Source organism: Mycobacterium sp. DL99 (assembly GCF_004762045.1).
In the GTDB taxonomy this organism is placed as follows: domain Bacteria; phylum Actinomycetota; class Actinomycetes; order Mycobacteriales; family Mycobacteriaceae; genus Mycobacterium.
The window spans coordinates 497,333-517,039 of record NZ_SJOM01000007.1 but is presented as its reverse complement, the minus strand read 5'-3'; the positions used below and the strand labels follow the sequence as shown (position 1 = coordinate 517,039).

The following is a 19,707-nucleotide window of genomic DNA, read 5'->3' as shown; positions in this document are numbered from 1 at the left end:
GGTCACCTGGCTGCGTTCGCCGGTTGCGGTCCCAGGACAGAGCGCCCTTCGCCGCGCGCGGACGGATACTCCGGCGGACGGCCTTCACGGAAGGCCTGCCGGGCCTCGAAGTAGTCTGCGCTCGCGAATCCGATGACCTCCAGCGCCGCGGAAAGCTCGTGCTGCGGAAGGGCATTGGTGAGCCATCCGGTGTTCAGGGACCGTTTTGTCCAGCGGATCGCCTGCTGCGAGCCTTGCGCAAGTTCGTCGGCGATCTCGAGGGCGCGATCCAGCACATTCTCCCGCGGTACAGCGAGACTCAACAAGCCGATTCGTTCAGCTTCGATGCCGGTCATACTCGCCGAAGTCAACTGGTAGTACTTTGTCTTGGCCATCCCCACGAGCAACGGCCAGATGAGCGAGGAATGGTCACCGGCGACCACACCGACACGGGTGTGCCCGTCTCGAAGCAGTGCGTCCTCGGCAGCGACACTGATGTCAGCCAGAAGCGCCATCGACAACCCCCAGCCAACCGCGGGACCGTTGATCGCCGAGATGAGCGGCTTGTCCATGTTGAGGATGGCCGTAATCCGTTTGCGCTCGCCCTCCATGAGCGCCACCGCTTCGTCCAGCGTGGGCTCTGGCTGGCGTACGTCCATGCCCGTGCAGAAGCCACGGCCTGCGCCGGTGATGACGGCAACCCGTGTTTCAGGGTCTCGGTCGACGTCCACCCAGATGTCCGAAAGATGATCGAACATCGGCATCGTCAAGGCATTGAGCCGGTCAGGTCTGTTGATCGTGATGAGCAGAACACCATTGGGCCTGCGTTCGATCAGGATCTCCTCGGGGTAGCGGCTGAAGATGTCATCAGCGGCCAATTTGCTCATCGTGTCTCTCCTACCTTGACAACATTCTTATGGGAATTCGACTGGGATTTAGACTCTTCGAACGCTTCGAGCTCCGCATAATGCGCGGGCCGGGCCGTGCGGATGTCGGCCAGAATCGCGTCAGCGGGGCGCACCACGGCCCGTGGGTTCTTGAACCTGGGGATGACGTACTTGCCGAAGAGCTCGATCGACTTCATCAGCTCTCTGTGTGGGAGTCCATCGATTCTCATGACGATGGCGTCTGCGCCAAGGTCGGCGAATCGCTGCACTTGTGCCGCACAGTCATCCGGATCGCCCACGATGAATCCGGACGATTCCTCGAACATGTATCGCTCATCGTTGAAGTCGACGTTCCGTACCGCGCCCATGTACTGATAGTCGGCCGACAACTTGGACAGGCGCTCATACGCGTCCGTCGAAAGAGACACCGTCTCTTTCAGATTCCGCGCCCACTTGAGGGCTTCCTCACGGGTCTCGGCACAGTGCATTCCGCCTCCGACCGCGACGAGCTTCTGCGCTTGGAGCGGATAGGCATGCGTAGCTCCGTCGAGGGCATCGTCGTAGATGCGCAACATGCTCTCGACAAACTCGAAGCCGAGGTAAAACCCACCGACGATAGCCCCGATGCCGAGCTCGGCGGCCTTGCGAACCGAATCAGGACTGCCGGCGGCCATCGAGATGGGGGGATATGGCTGTTGAATTGCCTTGGGCACCAGGCTTCGCGGCGGAATCTTGTAGTGCTCGCCAACATAGGAGAACACGTCATTGTGCAGAGCCCGGCGGATGACCTCCAGCCCTTCTATCAGCTGAGCCTTGTTCTCGCTTGGTTCAACTTCGAAGGCGCGCAGCGCAAGTGTCGTGTTCCCGCGCCCAACTCCGAGTTCCACGCGGCCGCTGGACAGGATGTCCTCGGTTGCCAACCGTTCGGCAACGCGAAGGGCATGGTTGATGCGCGTGGGCAAGAGAGTGACCAAGTGCATGAACCGGATGCGCTTGGTCAGCGCCATCAGGTACGGATAGATGACCTCAGGTGCGGAGGTTGTCGCCGTGCCGATCGCGACGTGCTGCTCGGACGTTCCGAACGCGTCGAACCCGACCTCTTCCGCAAGTAGGACTTCTTCCACGAGCTCCCGGTAGCGGTGCTCATGGGTATGCCCCGGGACCGTCTCGCCTTCGCTCATGAATATGAACCGCATATTCACACCACTTTCCACTAGGTGAACGATCCTTAACGTAAGACGCGGCGCCTTGGTTGTCAACGCGCAACTTCAATCCGGCCGCCCTCCCGCCTTCTGTGGCCGCACATACCGGCATTATGCTGCAGATATATCGGACGGAGCGGTACCCCCGCAGCCCCGTTAGCCCGCCGTACGCAGGCGGCCCACTCTTTCCATGGATTAATACCCATTAATATGAAGCGCACCGCTCGTCCGGCCACCGAAGGTTCAACGTGATCCGGACGTGGTGCGCACCCCCAACCACTTCCCAGACTCGGCGGTGCCTAGCACTGTGGTTATCGTTGTTTGCCATGACCACTGACGATGCCGCGCACGAGCCGTCCGCCGGCACCTCACGCCGGGATGTCTTGCTCAAGGTGGCCGCCGACCTGTTCTTGCGAAACTCCTACGACGGAGTGACCGTGGACATGATCTGCACAGCGGCCGGAATTTCCGGGCCGGGCCTCTACAACCACTTCGCGAACAAGCAGGCTCTCCTGATCGCCGTGGTGGAGAGTCCTTTGGCGGCTCTGCATCGGTTCGCCAGGGAAACCGCTGAGGCGGAGCCCGATCCGCGGGCCGCGCTGGAGATCTTGGTCGACTTCCATATCCGGAGCGTGGTGACCTCAGCTCCGACCACGCTCGTCTTCATGAAGAACGAACACGCGTTGCCGGAAAAGGACCGGCGTCGAATCCGACGCGAGATGAATCTCTATGCCGAGGAATGGATTTCCATCGTCGCAGCGTTGCGGCCTGACCTATCCGAACCAGAGGTTCGGTTACTCACGCACACGGTGTTCTCAATGCTCAATTCCGTGGCGACCCTCAACAAGGGCCTGGACCACGAGTCCATCATCAAGACGATGTCGACCGCAGCGATCAAGGCGCTCACCTCGCCTCGCGACGAATGACATGCCGCCCGGCCAGCGGGCGGAGCTTGCAGCTGCGCTCCAAGGAACGGAATATACGTTGCTGCCCTTTGGATTCCAACCACTCGACTCAAGATCGGCCGCACGTCGCACCAAGGCAGCGGGCACCGCGATGTGGAGATCACCGAGACCGTTGAGGTAGCGCAACCCCAAGTCAACGAAAATGGCAGCAACCTAACGGCAACCGGCAATTCTGCCTCTGGCCGGACCCGCTGAACCGACCGCACACTCGTCGTATGACATTGCCGGAAGTTTCGCCATCCGAGAAGGAACAACCTCCCGCCGACACCGATTTGGTCACATTGCCGAGCACACCACTCGCACTGGCAGCGCTCGAATTGGTGCAAGGCGCAGAGTCTCCAGCCATCGCCAATCACAGCGTGCGGAGCTATCTGTTCGCTCGGCTGCTCGCCCCGCACATCGGGCTCGTACCTGGCCGAGATTTCGATGACGAGCTTCTCTATCTTGCGTGCGTCCTGCATGACGTCGGACTGTCACCGCTCGCCAAGAGAAACACTCGCTTCGAGGTCGACGGCGCGGACCGCGCGGCTGAATTTCTGAGCGGCCATGGTCTGGAGGCTCCCAAGGTCGATGCCGTCTGGGAAGCCATCGCACTACACAACACCGCGGTCATCCCCGAGCGGATGGGCGCCCTGACTTCGCTGACCTACCAAGGTGTCGCCATCGACTTCGGCGGTGTTCTTGGTCTGCCGGAGACACATCTGAAAGCGGTAACCGCACAAATCGGAGCCGTAATCCATTCCGCTTACCCTCGTTTCAACATGGCCACGTCAGTCATCGACGCAGTCGCCGACCACGCCGCAAGTGATCCGAACAACGCCCCGCGCTATAGCCCTCCAGGCGAGGTCCTGCGCGAGCGACGCGAATTCGGCGCCACCTATGGCGAGCAGCTCATCGCGGACGGGGGTTCACGGTGGGGCAACTGAGACCGTGAGACGCCCATCGAACAGAGACTCCGTGACGGCTGGCTTGCCGAAATGGATACGAAATAACAACGAAAGGATGCACCCGCATGTCAAAGCCCGAGTTCTTCGACACCCCCGGATACGGAGAGATCTTTCGGACGCAATACAGCTACGGTCAGGCCGTTCGGATCGGCGATCGCGTGGAAATCTCCGGTCAGGGTGGATGGGACGACGACCTGACCTTCTCGGTCGATTCTCTGGAAGCAGAGATCCAGAAGGCCTTTGACAACGTCGAAAAGACTCTTGTAGCGGCAGGCGCCACGTGGCACGACGTCGTGAAGGTTTACACGTATCACAAGCCCATTGGCGAGGGTTCTATCGGCGAGGATCACCTGACAGCGGTTGTTGATCAGTTCCGCAAGCGGGCGGGAGAACACCTGCCACTGTGGACCGCGCTGGGCGTGAAAGCGCTGGGTCTGCCCGAGATGCATATCGAGGTCGAGGCTGTAGCTCAGATCGGATCTGGCAGCAAATAGCTCGCGCTACGCCAAGGCCGTCTCGACGCGAGGCGGCGTCGGGACTGCCTTGGCGCAATCTCCACGGCACATATCCCGCGACGCTCCGCATTCCACTTCGTCGACCGATGGCATCTTCGAACAATTCGTCTGCGTGTACCAAACGAAAGAGAAAGGCGCGCATGAAGATTCTCGTCACGGGAGGCTCCGGATTCGTCGGCGAACACCTTGTTAGGCGGTTGGCTGGTGACGGGCACGCCGTGCTCGCTCTCGCTCGGTCGGCCACATCAGCCGATAAAGCCCGCGACCTGGGAGCAGCACCGCTACGCGCCGAACTTTGTTACGTCGGCAGAACCTCACGTGCCGAGAGGCTCAAGCAAATGACATCCGCGCCCTAGCGCGGATGCAATGCACTGCAACAGATCCGGTCGCCCCCAGCAGGCACCCCTGCAGCCGGATCGCGACACGCTTATTGAAAGGACATCATGATTCGCAGGACCTCCCCGCAGGTGAATAACTTCATCACCCCCGAGGTTTTCAAGGGCTTCGGGTTCAATCAGATCGTGAGCGCCGGGGACACCGTCCACCTTGCTGGCGTTGTCGCGAATGTCGGCGGTCTGGACGATCTACAGATCGTTCATCCAGATGACACGGCTAAGCAGCTGGAATTCATCCTTCGGGTGATCGAAGACCTCCTGAAAACTGAAGGTCTGGACCGCACGAATCTTGTGTCGCTGACAATCTACGCCTCGGACCTGCCCGCACTGGTGGAGGCCATCCCCCAGGTTTACGTTCCGTGGGTCGGCGACCACGCTCCCAACATGTCCATTGTCAAAGTCCCGGGCTTCTTGCTGCCGGGTCAAGTCCTCGAGATACCCGCGATCGCGTATCGCAAGTCGCAACCCAGTGACGGGTAAGCCCACTACTGAACCCGACGACTGGAAGCAAAGGCGAATGAGTGAAGACTTGCCGCTGCAACAGATTCAGGTGGGCACGCAGGTAATCGCGTATCGCGAATCCGGGCCTTTGCATAGACAACCTGTGATGTTGGTACATGGTTGGCCGCAGACGTCATGGGCTTGGCGACACCAACTCGCGGAGCTGGGAGCACGTGGCTACCGTGTAATCGCAACACAAACCACTTATTCGAAAATCTGTCGTGCGCCGCGGTACCTATACGGGCACAGTCTCGACGACCAACTTGCCTGGTGCTCCCGAATCGAACGATCGGATGAAAGCATGCGGTAGCTCATGGAAACCGCGGACCACGGTGTCGATCTCCTTGAGAGTCCCCTCTCGCAGTAACCCTGAGAGTTCCCGCTGAGCCTCCGCCGCGCGGTCGAAGTAGTCAAGGACGATGAATCCCTGTACAAGGGTGCGCTTACTAAGCAGCAGTCCGAAGTTTCGGGGCCCCGCGGGCCTTTGATCCAAGTTGTATCCATCGATCAGGCCGCACAAGGCGATGCGGGCGTAGTTGTTGAGTCGATCGATAGTCGCTTCGAACATTGGGCCGCCGGAGTTCTCAAAGACTTGGTCGATCCCCTGCGGTGTGGCCTCAACTAGTTGTTCTGCCCAGTTCTTCGCCTTACGGTCGACGACGTCATCCGCGCCGAGATCTTCGACGAGCATGCGACACTTTTCCGGGCCGCCGGCGATGCCGACAACGCGGGCGCCTGCATGCTTGGCGAGCTGCACTGCGACGCTGCCGACAGCACCTGAGGCGCCTGAGACCAGGACTGTCTGCCCCGCTTGCGGCTTGAGTATGTCGCGCATACCGGCCCATGCAGTGAGGCCTGTCATTCCAAGGATTCCAAGCCAACGCTGCAGCGGCACATCCGAATTCTCAGGGATGCGTTCCCAATCAGATCCTGGAGCGGTAACCACGAATCGTTCTTGCCATCCGACGAACCCGCGCACCAGATCTCCTGGTAAGAATCCGCTGTGGCGCGTAGAGACCACACGGGCGATGCCCAGTGCTCGCACCGGAGCGCCGATCTGCACAGGTGGCAGGTAACTCGGGCGGTCATCGAGCCAGCCACGAATCGCTGGATCTATTGAAACAAAAAGGGTTTCGAACTCTACGCCGCCTTCTTCGAGAACCGGAAGCACGGTCTCCACGAGGCGAAAGTCACCCTCGGTGACCGGCCCTTTCGGGCGGCGGGCCAGCACATATTGCAGGGTCTTCGTCATGAGGATCTTCCTTTCAATGGCGGGCTTGTCACGACCGTCTGAGGCACGTTAGAACCCGGCGAACCGGCGCGGCTTGGCTAGATGCGCACCGAGTTCGATCTCAGCGCTGCATCAAACATCGCCGCGGATGACATCCCATTCACCTTGCGCGGGGTGAAAGTGGGTGTGCGCCTGAGGCCAAGACGTGCTCCCCATCACATTCGTAGTTTCAATGTCGCGTGGCGTTCAGTCGGAACGCCACATGTTCAGAAGAGGGAACTTTTGCCATGGCTGGCCAGTCTTCGCTCAGTAACGTCCAAGTGGCCATCACTGTCGATGATTTCGTGTTGTGGGACGGTACGCCGCTTCCATCGGGACATAGCTCACTCGACGTGACCCGCGCCCTCGCGGAGGCGCTTACCGGTGCGGGCCAGAACGGCATCTACGGGTTCGCACACACCTATAGCATCGCTACGAACCCGGCCAGCTTGGCCTGCTGGGATGCGTGGCTGGAGGCCGGCCATCACCTGGGCAACCACACTCATCAACACGCTCCACTGCGCTGGATGAGCGCTGATGACTTCTGCCGTGATGTTGACCAAGCCGAGAAGCTCATCGGACGGCTTGTCGACCTTGCCCCAGAACGCTATTTCCGCTACCCGATGGACATGTCCTCAGGATCGGAGAGCAAACGCGGACGAGTCGAGGACTTTCTGCGCGACAACGGATATCGAAACGCGCCCATCACCTGCTGGTTCGGCGACTTCGTCTACATCGTGCCTTATCAGCGGTCCCTCATTACCGGCGACGTCGAGGCACAAGCCAGGCTGGAAGACCTCCACGTCCAGGGCGCTATCGAAGGCCTGGAGAAGCATGCCGCATCGGCCCGCACCATGTTCGGCACCAACGTTCCACACATCTGGATGGTGCACGGCACACCCCTGGCCGCACGCACCATCGGGCGCATCGTCGAGGCGTATGAGCAGCGAGGTGTGCAATTCGTCAGTCTCGAGAAGGCTATGCAGCATCCGGTGAACTTCAGCATGCCGCCAGTGCAGGACACATTCAGCAATCATCTTCAGCGCTATGCGATGGCTGCGGGTATCGCGAAACCAGACCTCTCTGAAGAGCTTTTCGGCGAGATCCTGTTCAAGTGCCCGGTCAACGGGATGGACACCCTTCAGTACTACGACGAGAAAGTCCTCAAGCCAATCGCTGAGCGAGTGGGATCGGCTTATCTATGGGACTGGTCGTAGCGCCGAAGCTGCATCGAGGCCATCAGAACATAAGAAAGAGAAAGCAACTCGTGCTCAACCTCTCTGTCATGCTCACCGACACCGCCCGGGAGCAACCCTCGACGACAGCGGTGCTCGAAGGTGCCCGCCGGATGACTTACCGTGAGGTCAACACCGCGGCCAACCAGATCGCAACGTTGTTGATCCGCCGCGGCGTGAACGCTGGTGATCGAGTCGCCATGAGTGTCCCGAATGTTCTCGAATTCCCCATCATCTATTACGGGATCCTGAAGGCGGGTGCAGTGGTCGTTCCGATGAACACCATGCTGAAACGCGCCGAAGTCGCTTACCACCTTCGCGATTCGGGTGCGCGCGCCTACTTCTTTGCCGGTGACTACCTGCCTGAGGACGCCTGGCGCGGCTTCGACGACGTGGCCACGTGCGAGTTTTCCATCGACATCAGTGACCTGGCAGAACTCTTCGGCGAGCGCTCTCGCGAGGATGTGATGGTCCCGACCGAAGCGACCGATACTGCGGTCATCCTGTACACCAGCGGCACCACAGGTAAGCCCAAAGGTGCCGAGCTCACACACGCCAACCTCGTCATGAATGCGCTGACGTGCCACCGCCTTTTCGACATACTCGACGAGTCGCAGTTGGTGACACTGCCGCTATTTCACTCGTTCGCCCAAACCGTCCAGCTGAACGCCGGTTTCAGTCAAGGTGGAACGCTGGTGTTGTTGCCCCGATTCGATCCCGGCACCGCATTGGACCTGATCCGTGATCATCAGGTCACGGTGTTCGCCGGCGTACCCACCATGTATTGGGCGCTTCTGGGCGCAGCCGCCAACCGCGATGACATCACCGAACTCGGCAGGCAGCTCAAGGTGGCCATGTCCGGCGGCGCCGCGCTACCGGTAGAGCTTCTCAAACGATTCGAGGCGATATTCGGTGTAGGGATCCGCGAGGGATACGGCTTGTCCGAGACGAGCCCGGTGGTGGCCTTCAATCGACTCGACCGGCCGAGCCGCCCCGGCTCCATTGGAATGCCGGTCTGGGGAGTTGAACTCGCGCTGCTCGGCGCCGACGGCCAGCACTGTGGTCCTGGCGAACGCGGTGAACTCATCGTCCGCGGGCACAACGTCATGAAGGGATACATCGGCCGCCCTGACGCGACCGGTGAAGCCATCGATTCCGCCGGCTGGTTCCACACCGGTGATATCGCCACTCGTGACGAGGACAACTTCTTCTACATCGTCGATCGCGCGAAAGATCTCATCGTGCGCGGTGGGTTCAACGTCTACCCCCGCGAGGTCGAGGAGACCCTGATGACTCATTCCGATATCAGTCTTGCTGCGGTGGTGGGGATTCCGGACGAGCGCGTCGGTGAAGAGATCAAAGCGTTCGTTATCACGCGACCAGGCACGATGCTGACCGAATCGGAGGTTCTCGCATGGTGCCGTGATCGCTTGGCCGTATACAAATGCCCACGCGTAGTTCAGTTTTGCCGCGAGCTTCCACTCAACGCCACGGGGAAGGTCCTCAAGCAACAGCTCAAAGACGCGAGCAGCGCCGCCATCGCCTAGTCGGGCATCGGTTCAACAGCCCTGCACTACAGCGTTTTTGCCAAGCGCCGCATTACTCGATCATGCCTGCCATCGCAGCAGACGCTCTGGCCCCAGGTCGAGCGATGCGACTGCAGGCTGTTTCTTCTTCTCGAATTTCGTGACCCAGATCTCAATCGTCGGAGCAGCCAACATGACTCGTCTTACGCCTGAACGCAAGGCCGCACGGCTTTCCAGATCCCAGCCCTACGTGGTGTCAGATTCCGAGCACACTGGCGTGAAGCGTTATCTTGCAAGCATGCTCGGGTTGGCCGTCACGGTCATCGTGCTCGCCGTCGGCGGATCGGCAATGCCGCCGCTCGTGCGCGCCGACGAAACTGGTTATCTGCCGTTCTACACCCCACCTAGTCCGCTTCCCCCCGGCCAGCCGGGCGACCTCATCCGCACCGAGCCGTCACGGCTGGTGCTCGAACCGTCCGGGCAACTGGGAGCGTTTGTCGGCACCGGAACCCGGATCATGTACCGCAGCACCGACGCCCAAGGGCAGGCCGTCGCGGTGACTGGCACCTATATCGAACCCGACGTCCCCTGGCCGGGCAGCGGCCCTCGACCGCTTCTCGCGTATGCGGTTATGGGCTTTGGCATGGGTGAGCAGTGTGCACCGTCGCGCATGTTCAATCAGGGCATCCACGCCTCTTTGCAGACGGGTTTCGATGTCATGTTCAACTTGGAGGAAGGATGGGTCGCGACCCTGCTGGCGCGTGGCTTCGCCATCGTCATCACTGACGGTGTGGGGATGGGTATCCATGACTCCAGATCTCCGCAGTTCCTCAACCGCAACGCCGGCGGAGCTGCACTCATCGACGCCGCACGCGCTGCCATGAAGTTGCCCGGCACGTCCCTGGACCCGCACGGACCGGTCGCCTTTTGGGGGTGGCTCGCAGGTGCACACGCGGCGCTGTCAGCGGCGGAATTGGCCGCAAGCTACGGTCCGGAGTTGCACGTCGTCGGCACCTACGCTGCCGCGGCACCAACGGATATCGCGGCAGTCCTGCCCGCCATGGATGGCAACTTCCTGGCCGGCGTTCTCGGCTATGTCCTGCGAGGGATCATGGCGTCCTACCCTGCGACCGAGCAGCCCATCTGGGATGCGCTCACCCCGCGCGGAGTGGAAATGCTGACCAACACCGGGCGTCAATGCCTCCTGCAGACTGGTGTCGACTACATGTTTCGCCACATTCAGTTTTGGTTCAAACAAGACATCTTCGCCACCGCTGCCGCAGAACCCTTCAAATCCCTGCTGTGGGCTCAGCGGATCGGCAACGTCAAACCCACCGGCCCTGTCTATCTGACGCACAACCGGTGGGATCCCTTTGATCCGTACTCCGCCGTGGAACAAACCGCGGCCGACTGGTGCGCGATGGGCGCCGATGTGACGCTGTGGACCAATGAACAGCCACCGCTGTTCAACAAACTGGACATCAATTCCATGCTGCCCGTCTTTGTCGACGGTGAGCGAAGCATGAGCTGGATCGCCGACCGGTTCAATGGGGTGCCCAGCTCGCCCAACTGTGGGCAGAGCCCGGCTCCAGCCTGACGTGTTGACGTTTGCCGCCATCCTGGACTGGCCTGAGCGCGTCAGATAGCCGCACTGCAACCGCGCGAATACAGTTCGCTGCGGCGTTGGCCATGCGCACGGTGAAAGGTACGCTGCGCACATAGCCAAGACGTGCTCTAGGTCACATTTCTACAGTTGAGTGTGGTGCCGTCAACCTGCCCAGCGCAGCCCGCTTGATCACAAGCAATGGCCCCACAACGAGGAAGCGACGTTCGACATGAGCTACATCGTCCACACTCTCAGCACCCAGGATCTAGGCGTGAAGGAACGCAGCGACTGGTGGCGAGACCGGGTGTCAGAGATTCATTGTCCGATGTCGTTCGCGCTGGCCGATGACTACTGCGGGCGGATCGAATATCAGCAGTCAGGTCGCTATCGACTGGTCCGCTGGTGGGGTGACGCCGAAGCACTCTCCCGAGATTCCACCCAGATACGGCGATCCCCGCATGAATCTTACGAGTTGCTCATCCCAGTCCATGGCCACCTGCAGCTTGCACAAGGCGACAGCGACATCGTCGCCGTTCCACACACGATGACCATGACCTCGCTGGATGCTGCCATGGATATGCGACATGGCGACAACGTTTCGGCGGTGGCCCTTGTCATTCCACGGGATCACCTCGACTCTCGGTTGGCCCGCCCGACCAACGATCGCCCCGTCTCTCTTGATGCGAGGCGTGGGCTCGGCCGTATCGTCGTCGATCAACTACGTACGGTCCGTGGCGAGCGCGACCAGCTGAACGGTTTCCAGTTCGACGCCGTCATGGACCGAATCGTCGACCTCATCGCCATCGCCTACAACGACCTCAGTGCGTCGCTGGACAGTGTCCCCAGCGACGCACTAGTGGATTCAATCCGCCGCTATGTGCGCAGCAACGCTCACGATCCGGCGCTGACCGGCGCAGGCATCGCCGCGGGCCTGGGTTGGTCATTGCGCCACATTCAGAACCAGCTGCAACGCGTGGGCACGACACCTTCGGATCTGATCCGCGAGGAACGGCTCGCGCTGGCGCGACTGCGTCTCCAAGATCCCGGTTGGCGGGCACAGAGCATCACCCAGATCGCCTTCTCCTCAGGATTCGGCGACCTGAGCACCTTCAGCAACGCCTACCACCGCAGCTTCGGCGAACGACCATCAGACACCCGCACATCCCACTGACATCCACTGCCAGCACCCGTTAACTGCTGCGCGCACAACAACATACGTGCGTCAGGCTCCAAGCTTGTACGCCTGACCGTCTCTTAGCGTCGAAGCATGGAACTTGGCACCCACCGGCTCGCCGATAACGACACCCTGTTCTCAGTCAGCGGCCGCATAGCCGTAGTGACCGGAGGATCCCGAGGAATCGGCGCCATGATCGCCCGCGGGCTGGTCACCGCCGGCGCAGATGTGATCATCACCAGCCGAAAAGTCGAACAATGCCGCACCACAGCCAACCAGATCAACAGCGAGGCAGAGACTCTCGGTAGCTCAGGTCGCTGCAGCTACATCAGTGCCGATCTATCAACGCCGACCGGCGTCGAACATCTCGTCAACTCAGTCAACGATCGCCACGAGCACATCGACATCCTGGTCAACAATGCCGGCACCACGTGGGGGGCACCCCTAGAGGACTACCCAATCGCCGGTTGGAGCAAGGTCCTCAACACCAACCTTATCGCCCCATTCGGCATCATCGTCGGACTACTCCCGCTGCTTCGCACTGGCGCCAGCCCACACCATCCCGCCCGAATCATCAACATCGGCAGCGTCGACGGGCTGGTCGCACCACGTTGGGAGAACTATTCCTACAGCGCCAGCAAAGCGGGCCTGCACATGCTCACCCGCCATCTCGCCGGCCGCCTGGCACCCGACAGCATCACAGTCAACGCAATCGCCCCCGGGCCGTTCCTCACCGACATGCTCAGCCATGTTGCCGCCGACCCCGCACAGGAAGACGAACTGCTCAACACGGTTCCCCTGGGACGCTACGGCCAAGCCGACGACATCGTCGGCGCAGTCAGATTCCTCTCCTCAACAGCAGGCGCGTTCGTCACCGCAGCCGTGCTTCCGCTCGACGGAGGATTCAGCGGCGCCACGAACTGAATCCCTCACCCCGACAACGCATATCACCGACCACACAAACAACACCACAGGAGTAACCGCATGCCCGAAGCCGTCATCGTCTCCACCGCTCGAACCCCGATCGGCCGCGCAGTCAAAGGATCGCTCAAGGACCTTCGCGCCGACGACCTCGCGGCGCACGCGGTGCTCGCCGCACTAGCCAAAGTTCCCGAACTCGATCCGACCCAGATCGACGACCTGATGCTCGGCGTAGGCCAACCTGCGGGCGAATCCGGAAACAACCTGGGCCGAGCGGTAGCCGTCTTGGCCGGCCTCGATCACCTCCCCGGTGTCACCGTCAATCGCTACTGTTCCAGCAGCTTGCAGACGACTCGTATGGCACTGCACGCCATCCGATCTGGCGAAGGTGACGTCTTCATCTCTGCTGGCGTAGAGACTGTCAGTCGATACTTCAACGGTGCCTCGGACAACCCCGAAGGACAGAATCCCATCTTTGCCGAAGCCCAGTCCCGCACCGCCACCCGTGCTCAGGAGAACCGCGGCTGGACTGATCCCCGAGCCGAAGATCGGCTACCGGATCTCTACATCACGATGGGGCAGACCGCCGAGAACGTGGCCCACTTCAAGGGAGTCAGCCGTGCCGATCAGGACGCCTTCGCGGTGCGCAGCCAAAACCGCGCCGAAGCGGCCACCCAGTACGGCTTTTGGGGCCGCGACATCGCTCCCGTGCGTCTACCCGATGGAAGCTATGTAAGCACCGACGACTGTCCGCGCACCGATGTCACCCTGGAAGCCGTCTCCGCACTGCCACCAGTGTTCAGGACAGGTGGAACCGTAACCGCCGGCAACAGCTGCCCACTCAACGACGGTGCGGCCGCACTCGTGGTGATGTCTGACTCCAAGGCCGCCGAACTCGGCATCACTCCGCTCGCACGCATCGTCAGCACCGGCGTCACCGGATTGTCACCCGAAATCATGGGGCTCGGGCCTGTGGAGGCGAGCAAGCAGGCATTGCAACGGGCCAACCTCGACATTCGCGACATCGACCTGGTCGAGATCAACGAGGCCTTCGCTGCCCAAGTCATCCCTTCCATGCGAGAGCTAGGTGTGGACGAAGCCAAGGTCAACATCAACGGCGGCGCCATTGCACTCGGGCATCCGTTCGGCATGACGGGGGCCCGGATTACCAGCACACTGATCAACTCGATGACGTTCCATGACAAGCAATTCGGACTGGAGACCATGTGCGTCGGGGGTGGCCAAGGCATGGCGATGATCCTCGAACGCCTGTCATAACAGGCCCGACGGCGTTGGCGTCACTGAATCCGTTGAGGGAATGCAACTCCCCGCAGTCGTGACTCAGGCATGTCTAGCTTTCTTCGTGCCGCCAATACCGGCACCGCTGCCTACATCTTCGTCACCATTGGGCGGCGCGCTGGGGTCCGAAAGAGACTGCCGCAGCTTGTTCCCCGTCGTCAGGCATCTCGCAACACTGCCCGTGATTCAGGCAACAAGTTTCGGCATGTTCGCGGCGCATCGGACTCAGACTGCGACGAACCGACGCTGGCCACCCGTCTTGATCACCCGCCCGAACCGCATACCGGGGAAGTGCGCGGCGACAAGGACATCACCCGTGTCGGCCGCCTCGTCGGCGATCCGGTTCCGAGCTGCTGACGCCGCTGACGGGTCGATATCCCAGATCACCTGCCAGTCCCTCTCGCTGAACTGGACGACAGAGTGCGCGATGTCGCCGAGAAGCAGCGCCCGCTCGCCTCGTGACGACACTACGTACATCACCGAACCGGGTGTGTGTCCAGGAGTATGGATTGCGTCGATCCCGGGGGCCACGGTGAAATCGGTATCGAACAACTCCAGTTGCGATTCAATCGGGGTGAGCTTCTCGATAGCGGCGTCGGCTGCATCCGAGCCTGTGACGAAATACTCCCAGTCGGCACGATGGACTCTGAAAGTAGCTCTGGAGAAGACGACGTCACCCCGATGGCTCGCCCAGCCGACATGGTCAAAGTGAAGATGAGTGAAGACGACGTCGGTGACATCGTCCGGCGCTATCCCGCAATCACGCAGACTATCCAGCAGTCCGCCGCCCACGTACTTCCCGTCGTCGTACGCGCCCACCCCCGCGTCGACAAGGACCACCTGATCGCCGGTCGTGATACAGAACCCACCCAACGGAAGCTCCAGGGTTCCGTCTGACCGGACTTCATCAGGATGACACGCCCAGGCATCAGCGACGTCTGGGCGACTGAGGATCTCGTCCGCAACTTCGACCCCGACACCGTCGTCAACAGGCAGAATCCTGAGCTCACCGACCTTCACCTATGGCCCCGTTTGCTTGTCGCGCTCGGACGCTCAGATCTCGCCGTCGGCCGGATGCAGAGATTCGGTGAACGGTCCAACGTAGCCACTGTTGCGTTGCGCAAAGAGCTCACCGCCGTTGGGGTCGGATGGCTTTCGTGGATGACAGGCACGCCTCCACGAACCTGGTCAGTGCCGCCTTTATTCCTCCCGCCAGCGTCAGAGATGCCACTTCGTGATGTCACCCTCACACTCGCGAATTCAACGATCTACCTGTAAGCGGCTGGACACACCGTCACTACCGGGATGTGGTTGGAGCAACTCATCGCTTTCGGCGACAAATCTGGGGCAATCTACGACGGAAAGCGCGCGGCGGTCGACCACTGCTATCGACGAGGCGTAGAACACGCAGCCCAGTATCGTCATCAAGCTACCTACCGAAGACGCGCACTACCGCATCCAAGCGCGATTCGCCGCAGGGTCCCACTCAGCTCATCAGTCGGGTGATGCCGTCCCAGTAGGTTTGACACTCCTCCGCACGCACCGTGGGGGCGAAGGCGACTACTACGGTCATCACCTGGCGCATGCTGTGATCTGCTGCGTATATCTGAGCCGCACCACTTGTCCGGAATGAGAGCACCTGCATGCGCTCAGTGGTGATCGACTGAACGCATCCGGTCTTCGGGCAGTCCGCGGCGCTGGTGTCAACAGGTCTTCCCGGCTGTAACCCATTGCGCTCCAGTCCATCAACAACGTCACGTGCTATATGAGAGCGACCAACTGATGCAGGCCATGGTGTCGTAGATCGCCGATCTATAGGTGCCGCACAGGCGGTGCAAAGCACGGCGCAAACCACTCCCAAGCTCAAACAAGGAGCAATGTTCGACACTTGGGAACGCATCAACTCAATCAAACGCACATGGCGAGGTCGTCCGTGACTCATGCCGATCCGCCCATACCAACGCTCCCATTCTCGTTAGCGAAACTATCCGGCCTCGGACAACGGACAGCGTGATCAAAAGGCCTGCTGGCGGGGCACTCTGGTGCCGCCACGCGCCGTGATGCGGCGTAAGTTGAGTGTGCCAATCGATTCTGGTTCATGTCTCAGCGTGGCGTTAGCCGGGACTCAACGAGCTTGACGAGGGCGCCGAGCCGATAGCGACGAGGCACGATGACGGGAATATTCCAGGGCGAGAATGCGTCCGCAGCCACCGGGCCCACGCATGCAACGACAATGTCGCCGTGCAGCGCATTGACGACGGCAGATTCGCGACGGGTGTGCGCAGCGGCACCCATGAGCGAGGCAACGGCAGGCGCAGAGGTGAAGGTGAGCGCATCGAGGGCATGACCGACGATCAGATCGAGAAGCTCATCAAGCCGGGCCGGCGATTCAGGTCCATCGACGCGGTAGATCGAGGCGACAACCACCTCAGCACCCCGCCCGCGCAGGACCTGGGCTGCGTGATCCAGCGAGTGGCCATGCTCCTGCAAGACGATACGCTTACCTGACAGGTCTCTGCGGCCAAGGTAGGTCAAGACATCTGCAAAACACTCACTCTGCGGCGACCAGTCGACGTGCACTCCTCGCCCAACCAGTGCACCGGCCGACTTCGGTCCCCGAGCCAACACCTCTGCGCCGGAGGCGATTCGAACCAGTTCGTGACCCAGCCCCCATGAGTCGGCGGATTCGAACCAGGAGTTGATACCGGTACCGGTTGTCGCCAGAAACAGATCCACCGGTCTGGACACAACGGCCTGTGTAGTGCGCCGCAACTCCCGCTGGTCGATCATCGACGGGACAAGTGAAAGCGCAGGCGCCCACATGATATCGGCGCCGCGTCGCTGGAACATCTCGATCTGTTCTTGGGCCTTCCGGGCCGCAGTCACCCCGATCCGGCGACCTTCAAGGGGGAGGCCAGCGCGGGGCGAATCGCCTTGTCGCAACTGTGGCGCCGTCACGTTCTTGCCGTCCAGCGTGCGGCCGCGTTCACGAGAGTCGTCCGTTCGCGCTCGCTGAAAAGCGCTGACCACGTGGACATTCATGAATAAATTCTCCCGCGATTGAGCGATGGCGATCAGCAGCGTTTACCTTTCCTGTGCTTGTGCAGAAACGCGCCCTTTCATCGTCGTCGGGGCTTCCGTACGTTGCCAGCGGCGATCGTGCCAGTCTGCATCAGATTGCTGCCATCGTGTTATCTGCAGCGCGACAGCGCTTTTCAGCTCGCTAGGCATGGAACGTCACAGTGTTCAGGAGCTGGACCTTCAGTACTGTTGAACGTGATCGGTGAACAGCATCAGGCCATGTGCGGTCCCTCACCGAAGATCGGTGGCACTCATTGCTGAGTGACCGCCGCTAACAATTGATGACACAAGGAGATCCATGTCTGTAGTCAAGATCAATGCCCTGCACGTTCCGGCAGACCAGGGTGCTGAATTGGAAGGGCGCTTTGCTGCACGGGCGCGCATGGTCGATGGCGAACCTGGATTCGAAGGCTTTACCTTGTTGCGCCCGGTCAAAGGTGACGATCGGTACTTCGTGATGACAGTCTGGGAGAGTCAGGAGTCCTTTGATGCCTGGCGGGCGAAGACTGCTGACCACAGACCGGTCGCCGACGGACGCGAACCGGTGGCCACCGGGGCCGACCTGCTCGAGTTCGAAGTAGTCGACCTGCCCTGAAGGCTGTCAGCACGAAGAGCCTCCACGGACGTAGTGCATCGGTGGGGGCTCTTTGGCGCTATCGACCGGCCCCCGCGCCCTCGGTTGCGATCGAGGCGGTCGGTTGCGGATCGGCCACTTTCTAACGGATTTCGGCACCTTCTCCTCTCGCCAGCTATCGACGAACAGCGGAGGGTTGACGGGACGCGCGGCCTACAGCGTCGTCCAGCAGCAAAAGCAGTCAGAAAAGGACCATCACGACCGTGACCCCAAGTCTTTTCGAACCGTTGACGATCAGGGGCGTTTCCTTCCGTAACCGGGTTTGGGTCTCGCCGATGTGCCAGTACATGTGCCTCGAAGGCGACGGCATGCCCCATGACTGGCACCTCGTGAACGCCGGCACCTACGCGGCCGGGGGTGCCGGCCTCGTAATGGTGGAGGCGACGGGCATCAGCCCCGAGGCGCGCATCACCGCCGAATGCGCCGGCATTTGGAACGACGCACAACGCGACCGCTGGATTCGCGTCGTCGACTTCGTTCACAGCCAAGGTGCCCAAGCCGGCATACAGCTGGCACATACGGAATCAATTGCAGCGGTGACTGTTTGGATTCCCATCAGGCACCGGGGTGATCACGCACGCCCAATATGCGCGTCGAGACGGCAAGGCGCCATGGGTCACGGCTTCATGTGTAGCAGGTAGACCGCGCGTTCAGGCGTTCATGCCGCCATCAACGGTGATGCCAGTGCCGGTGATATTTCGGGCAGCCGGGCTCGCCAGAAATCCAACTGCCGATGCGATGTCGACCACATTTGAAAAACGTCCGAGCGCCATGAGTTCCTTCAACCCGTCGGCACCCGCACCGTCTGCAGGATTCATATCGGTATCCGTCGGTCCCGGATGAACCAGGTTGACGGTGATATCGCGCGGTCCGAGTTCGCGTGCCAGGCCGCGAGTGAAGGACAGCAACGCAGATTTCGACATCGAATAGACCGTTGCGTAGTCTATCGCGACTCGCTCAGCCAGACAGGAGCCCAATGAGACGATTCGGCCTCCATCGGGCAGATAGGTAATCGCAGCCTGTGAAGCTAGTACGACAGAGCGAATGTTCACTGCGATCATGTGATCGATCTGCTCAAGTGTGGTCTCGGCCAGCGGCGCCGAATGCAACACACCAGCGTTGTTGACCAAGATGTCCAATCCGCCAATTTGCGAGACACTTTCACCGATCGACCATGTGACCGCGGCTGCGTCTGCACTGTCAGCTTGAATCGCCGCGGCCCGTCTCCCGAGCGACCGGATCTTGTCAACGACAGTCGCCGCAGAATCAGCCGACCGCTGGTACGTGATGGCCACATCGGCGCCACGAGTGGCCAGCTCCACGGCGATGGCTGCCCCGATGCCTCGCGCAGCGCCGGTTACCAGAGCCCGCTTTCCCGTCAGATCCGACATCGTTTCCTCTCGAACGATTGATGTTTCTCTGACCAGAGTCCTCTCCCGCCAAACAACACACGAGTGGCGTAATTGACAGGTTTCAAAAGGATTTGGCCACCGTAATTCACGTGCAGCGGCAAGGCGGGCGATGACGAGCCACTGCAACGCAATCGTTCTCGTCGGCGCACGGCGAACGG

The 19,707-nt window shown here is 60.9% G+C and carries 19 protein-coding genes; 13 read left to right on the top strand and 6 right to left on the bottom strand.

Annotated elements, in window-relative coordinates:
- Positions 1-2: 2 nt before the first annotated feature.
- Positions 3-866 (bottom strand): enoyl-CoA hydratase/isomerase family protein, encoded by an 864-nt coding sequence (locus EYZ64_RS02625; RefSeq protein ID WP_135451731.1) that lies wholly within the window; start codon positions 864-866, stop codon positions 3-5.
- Positions 863-2,062: an LLM class flavin-dependent oxidoreductase gene (locus EYZ64_RS02620; RefSeq protein ID WP_135451730.1), complete on the bottom strand. Its 1,200-nt coding sequence runs from the start codon at positions 2,060-2,062 to the stop codon at positions 863-865. The genes EYZ64_RS02625 and EYZ64_RS02620 overlap by 4 nt, the downstream gene beginning before the upstream one ends.
- A gap of 332 nt (positions 2,063-2,394) precedes the next feature.
- Here EYZ64_RS02620 and EYZ64_RS02615 point away from each other — a divergent pair, with 332 nt between their 5' ends.
- The 5 genes from EYZ64_RS02615 (at position 2,395) to EYZ64_RS02595 (ending at position 5,370) form a co-directional block, all read left to right on the top strand.
- The gene (locus EYZ64_RS02615) at positions 2,395-2,994 is read left to right on the top strand and encodes a TetR/AcrR family transcriptional regulator (RefSeq protein WP_135451729.1); all 600 of its coding nucleotides are present in this window, start codon (positions 2,395-2,397) and stop codon (positions 2,992-2,994) included.
- Positions 2,995-3,248: 254 nt separating this feature from the next.
- On the top strand, positions 3,249-3,959 hold the full coding sequence (locus EYZ64_RS02610; protein WP_135451728.1) for an HD domain-containing protein: 711 nt from the start codon (positions 3,249-3,251) through the stop codon (positions 3,957-3,959).
- Between the two features lie 86 nt (positions 3,960-4,045).
- Positions 4,046-4,474, top strand: a complete 429-nt coding sequence (locus EYZ64_RS02605; RefSeq protein WP_135451727.1) for a Rid family hydrolase — start codon at positions 4,046-4,048, stop codon at positions 4,472-4,474.
- Between the two features lie 107 nt (positions 4,475-4,581).
- Positions 4,582-4,851, top strand: a complete 270-nt coding sequence (locus EYZ64_RS02600) for an NAD-dependent epimerase/dehydratase family protein (RefSeq protein WP_353653659.1) — start codon at positions 4,582-4,584, stop codon at positions 4,849-4,851.
- Positions 4,852-4,962: 111 nt separating this feature from the next.
- Complete coding sequence (locus EYZ64_RS02595) at positions 4,963-5,370, top strand: RidA family protein (protein WP_210115450.1); 408 nt, start codon at positions 4,963-4,965, stop codon at positions 5,368-5,370.
- A gap of 256 nt (positions 5,371-5,626) precedes the next feature.
- On the opposite strand, the gene EYZ64_RS02590 is transcribed toward EYZ64_RS02595, so the two are convergent.
- Positions 5,627-6,643, bottom strand: coding sequence for an NADP-dependent oxidoreductase (locus EYZ64_RS02590; protein ID WP_135451724.1), 1,017 nt, complete (start codon positions 6,641-6,643; stop codon positions 5,627-5,629).
- Between the two features lie 299 nt (positions 6,644-6,942).
- Between EYZ64_RS02590 and EYZ64_RS02585 the strand changes: the two genes are divergently transcribed.
- The 6 genes from EYZ64_RS02585 to EYZ64_RS02560 all read left to right on the top strand — a co-directional run bounded on the left by EYZ64_RS02585 (position 6,943) and on the right by EYZ64_RS02560 (position 14,401).
- Positions 6,943-7,878 carry a polysaccharide deacetylase family protein gene (locus EYZ64_RS02585; RefSeq protein ID WP_286174576.1) on the top strand — a complete coding sequence of 312 codons (936 nt, stop codon included), beginning with the start codon at positions 6,943-6,945 and terminating at the stop codon, positions 7,876-7,878.
- Between the two features lie 50 nt (positions 7,879-7,928).
- Positions 7,929-9,443, top strand: a complete 1,515-nt coding sequence (locus tag EYZ64_RS02580; protein WP_135451722.1) for a long-chain-fatty-acid--CoA ligase — start codon at positions 7,929-7,931, stop codon at positions 9,441-9,443.
- Positions 9,444-9,720: 277 nt separating this feature from the next.
- A complete protein-coding gene (locus tag EYZ64_RS02575; RefSeq protein ID WP_135459761.1) occupies positions 9,721-11,019 on the top strand; it encodes a lipase family protein in 1,299 nt (432 codons plus the stop codon).
- A 238-nt stretch (positions 11,020-11,257) separates the two neighbouring features.
- The gene (locus EYZ64_RS02570) at positions 11,258-12,199 is read left to right on the top strand and encodes an AraC family transcriptional regulator (protein WP_135451721.1); all 942 of its coding nucleotides are present in this window, start codon (positions 11,258-11,260) and stop codon (positions 12,197-12,199) included.
- A 96-nt stretch (positions 12,200-12,295) separates the two neighbouring features.
- The gene (locus EYZ64_RS02565) at positions 12,296-13,126 is read left to right on the top strand and encodes an SDR family oxidoreductase (RefSeq protein WP_135451720.1); all 831 of its coding nucleotides are present in this window, start codon (positions 12,296-12,298) and stop codon (positions 13,124-13,126) included.
- Between the two features lie 60 nt (positions 13,127-13,186).
- On the top strand, positions 13,187-14,401 hold the full coding sequence (locus EYZ64_RS02560; protein WP_135451719.1) for an acetyl-CoA C-acetyltransferase: 1,215 nt from the start codon (positions 13,187-13,189) through the stop codon (positions 14,399-14,401).
- Between the two features lie 246 nt (positions 14,402-14,647).
- On the opposite strand, the gene EYZ64_RS02555 is transcribed toward EYZ64_RS02560, so the two are convergent.
- Together EYZ64_RS02555 and EYZ64_RS02550 are read right to left on the bottom strand one after the other, a co-directional pair.
- Entirely contained in the window at positions 14,648-15,442 is a 795-nt protein-coding gene (locus EYZ64_RS02555; protein ID WP_135451718.1) for an MBL fold metallo-hydrolase, read from the bottom strand.
- 1,083 nt (positions 15,443-16,525) lie between these two features.
- Positions 16,526-17,464, bottom strand: coding sequence for a uroporphyrinogen-III synthase (locus tag EYZ64_RS02550; protein WP_135451717.1), 939 nt, complete (start codon positions 17,462-17,464; stop codon positions 16,526-16,528).
- A 337-nt stretch (positions 17,465-17,801) separates the two neighbouring features.
- On the opposite strand from EYZ64_RS02550, the gene EYZ64_RS02545 reads away from it, so the two are divergent.
- Complete coding sequence (locus EYZ64_RS02545) at positions 17,802-18,098, top strand: antibiotic biosynthesis monooxygenase family protein (protein WP_135451716.1); 297 nt, start codon at positions 17,802-17,804, stop codon at positions 18,096-18,098.
- A 242-nt stretch (positions 18,099-18,340) separates the two neighbouring features.
- Entirely contained in the window at positions 18,341-18,778 is a 438-nt protein-coding gene (locus EYZ64_RS02540) for an oxidoreductase (protein WP_135451715.1), read from the top strand.
- 9 nt (positions 18,779-18,787) lie between these two features.
- Here EYZ64_RS02540 and EYZ64_RS02535 read toward each other — a convergent pair whose 3' ends face one another.
- Complete coding sequence (locus tag EYZ64_RS02535; RefSeq protein WP_135451714.1) at positions 18,788-19,528, bottom strand: SDR family NAD(P)-dependent oxidoreductase; 741 nt, start codon at positions 19,526-19,528, stop codon at positions 18,788-18,790.
- Positions 19,529-19,707 lie beyond the last annotated feature (179 nt).

Coding starts and splice junctions, on each gene's coding strand:
- EYZ64_RS02625 (WP_135451731.1), bottom strand. CDS start 866: ATGAGCAAATTGGCCGCTGATGACATCTTCAGCCGCTACCCCGAGGAG.
- EYZ64_RS02620 (WP_135451730.1), bottom strand. CDS start 2,062: ATGCGGTTCATATTCATGAGCGAAGGCGAGACGGTCCCGGGGCATACC.
- EYZ64_RS02615 (WP_135451729.1), top strand. CDS start 2,395: ATGACCACTGACGATGCCGCGCACGAGCCGTCCGCCGGCACCTCACGC.
- EYZ64_RS02610 (WP_135451728.1), top strand. CDS start 3,249: ATGACATTGCCGGAAGTTTCGCCATCCGAGAAGGAACAACCTCCCGCC.
- EYZ64_RS02605 (WP_135451727.1), top strand. CDS start 4,046: ATGTCAAAGCCCGAGTTCTTCGACACCCCCGGATACGGAGAGATCTTT.
- EYZ64_RS02600 (WP_353653659.1), top strand. CDS start 4,582: ATGGCATCTTCGAACAATTCGTCTGCGTGTACCAAACGAAAGAGAAAG.
- EYZ64_RS02590 (WP_135451724.1), bottom strand. CDS start 6,643: ATGACGAAGACCCTGCAATATGTGCTGGCCCGCCGCCCGAAAGGGCCG.
- EYZ64_RS02575 (WP_135459761.1), top strand. CDS start 9,721: ATGCTCGGGTTGGCCGTCACGGTCATCGTGCTCGCCGTCGGCGGATCG.
- EYZ64_RS02570 (WP_135451721.1), top strand. CDS start 11,258: ATGAGCTACATCGTCCACACTCTCAGCACCCAGGATCTAGGCGTGAAG.
- EYZ64_RS02565 (WP_135451720.1), top strand. CDS start 12,296: ATGGAACTTGGCACCCACCGGCTCGCCGATAACGACACCCTGTTCTCA.
- EYZ64_RS02560 (WP_135451719.1), top strand. CDS start 13,187: ATGCCCGAAGCCGTCATCGTCTCCACCGCTCGAACCCCGATCGGCCGC.
- EYZ64_RS02550 (WP_135451717.1), bottom strand. CDS start 17,464: ATGAATGTCCACGTGGTCAGCGCTTTTCAGCGAGCGCGAACGGACGAC.
- EYZ64_RS02545 (WP_135451716.1), top strand. CDS start 17,802: ATGTCTGTAGTCAAGATCAATGCCCTGCACGTTCCGGCAGACCAGGGT.
- EYZ64_RS02535 (WP_135451714.1), bottom strand. CDS start 19,528: ATGTCGGATCTGACGGGAAAGCGGGCTCTGGTAACCGGCGCTGCGCGA.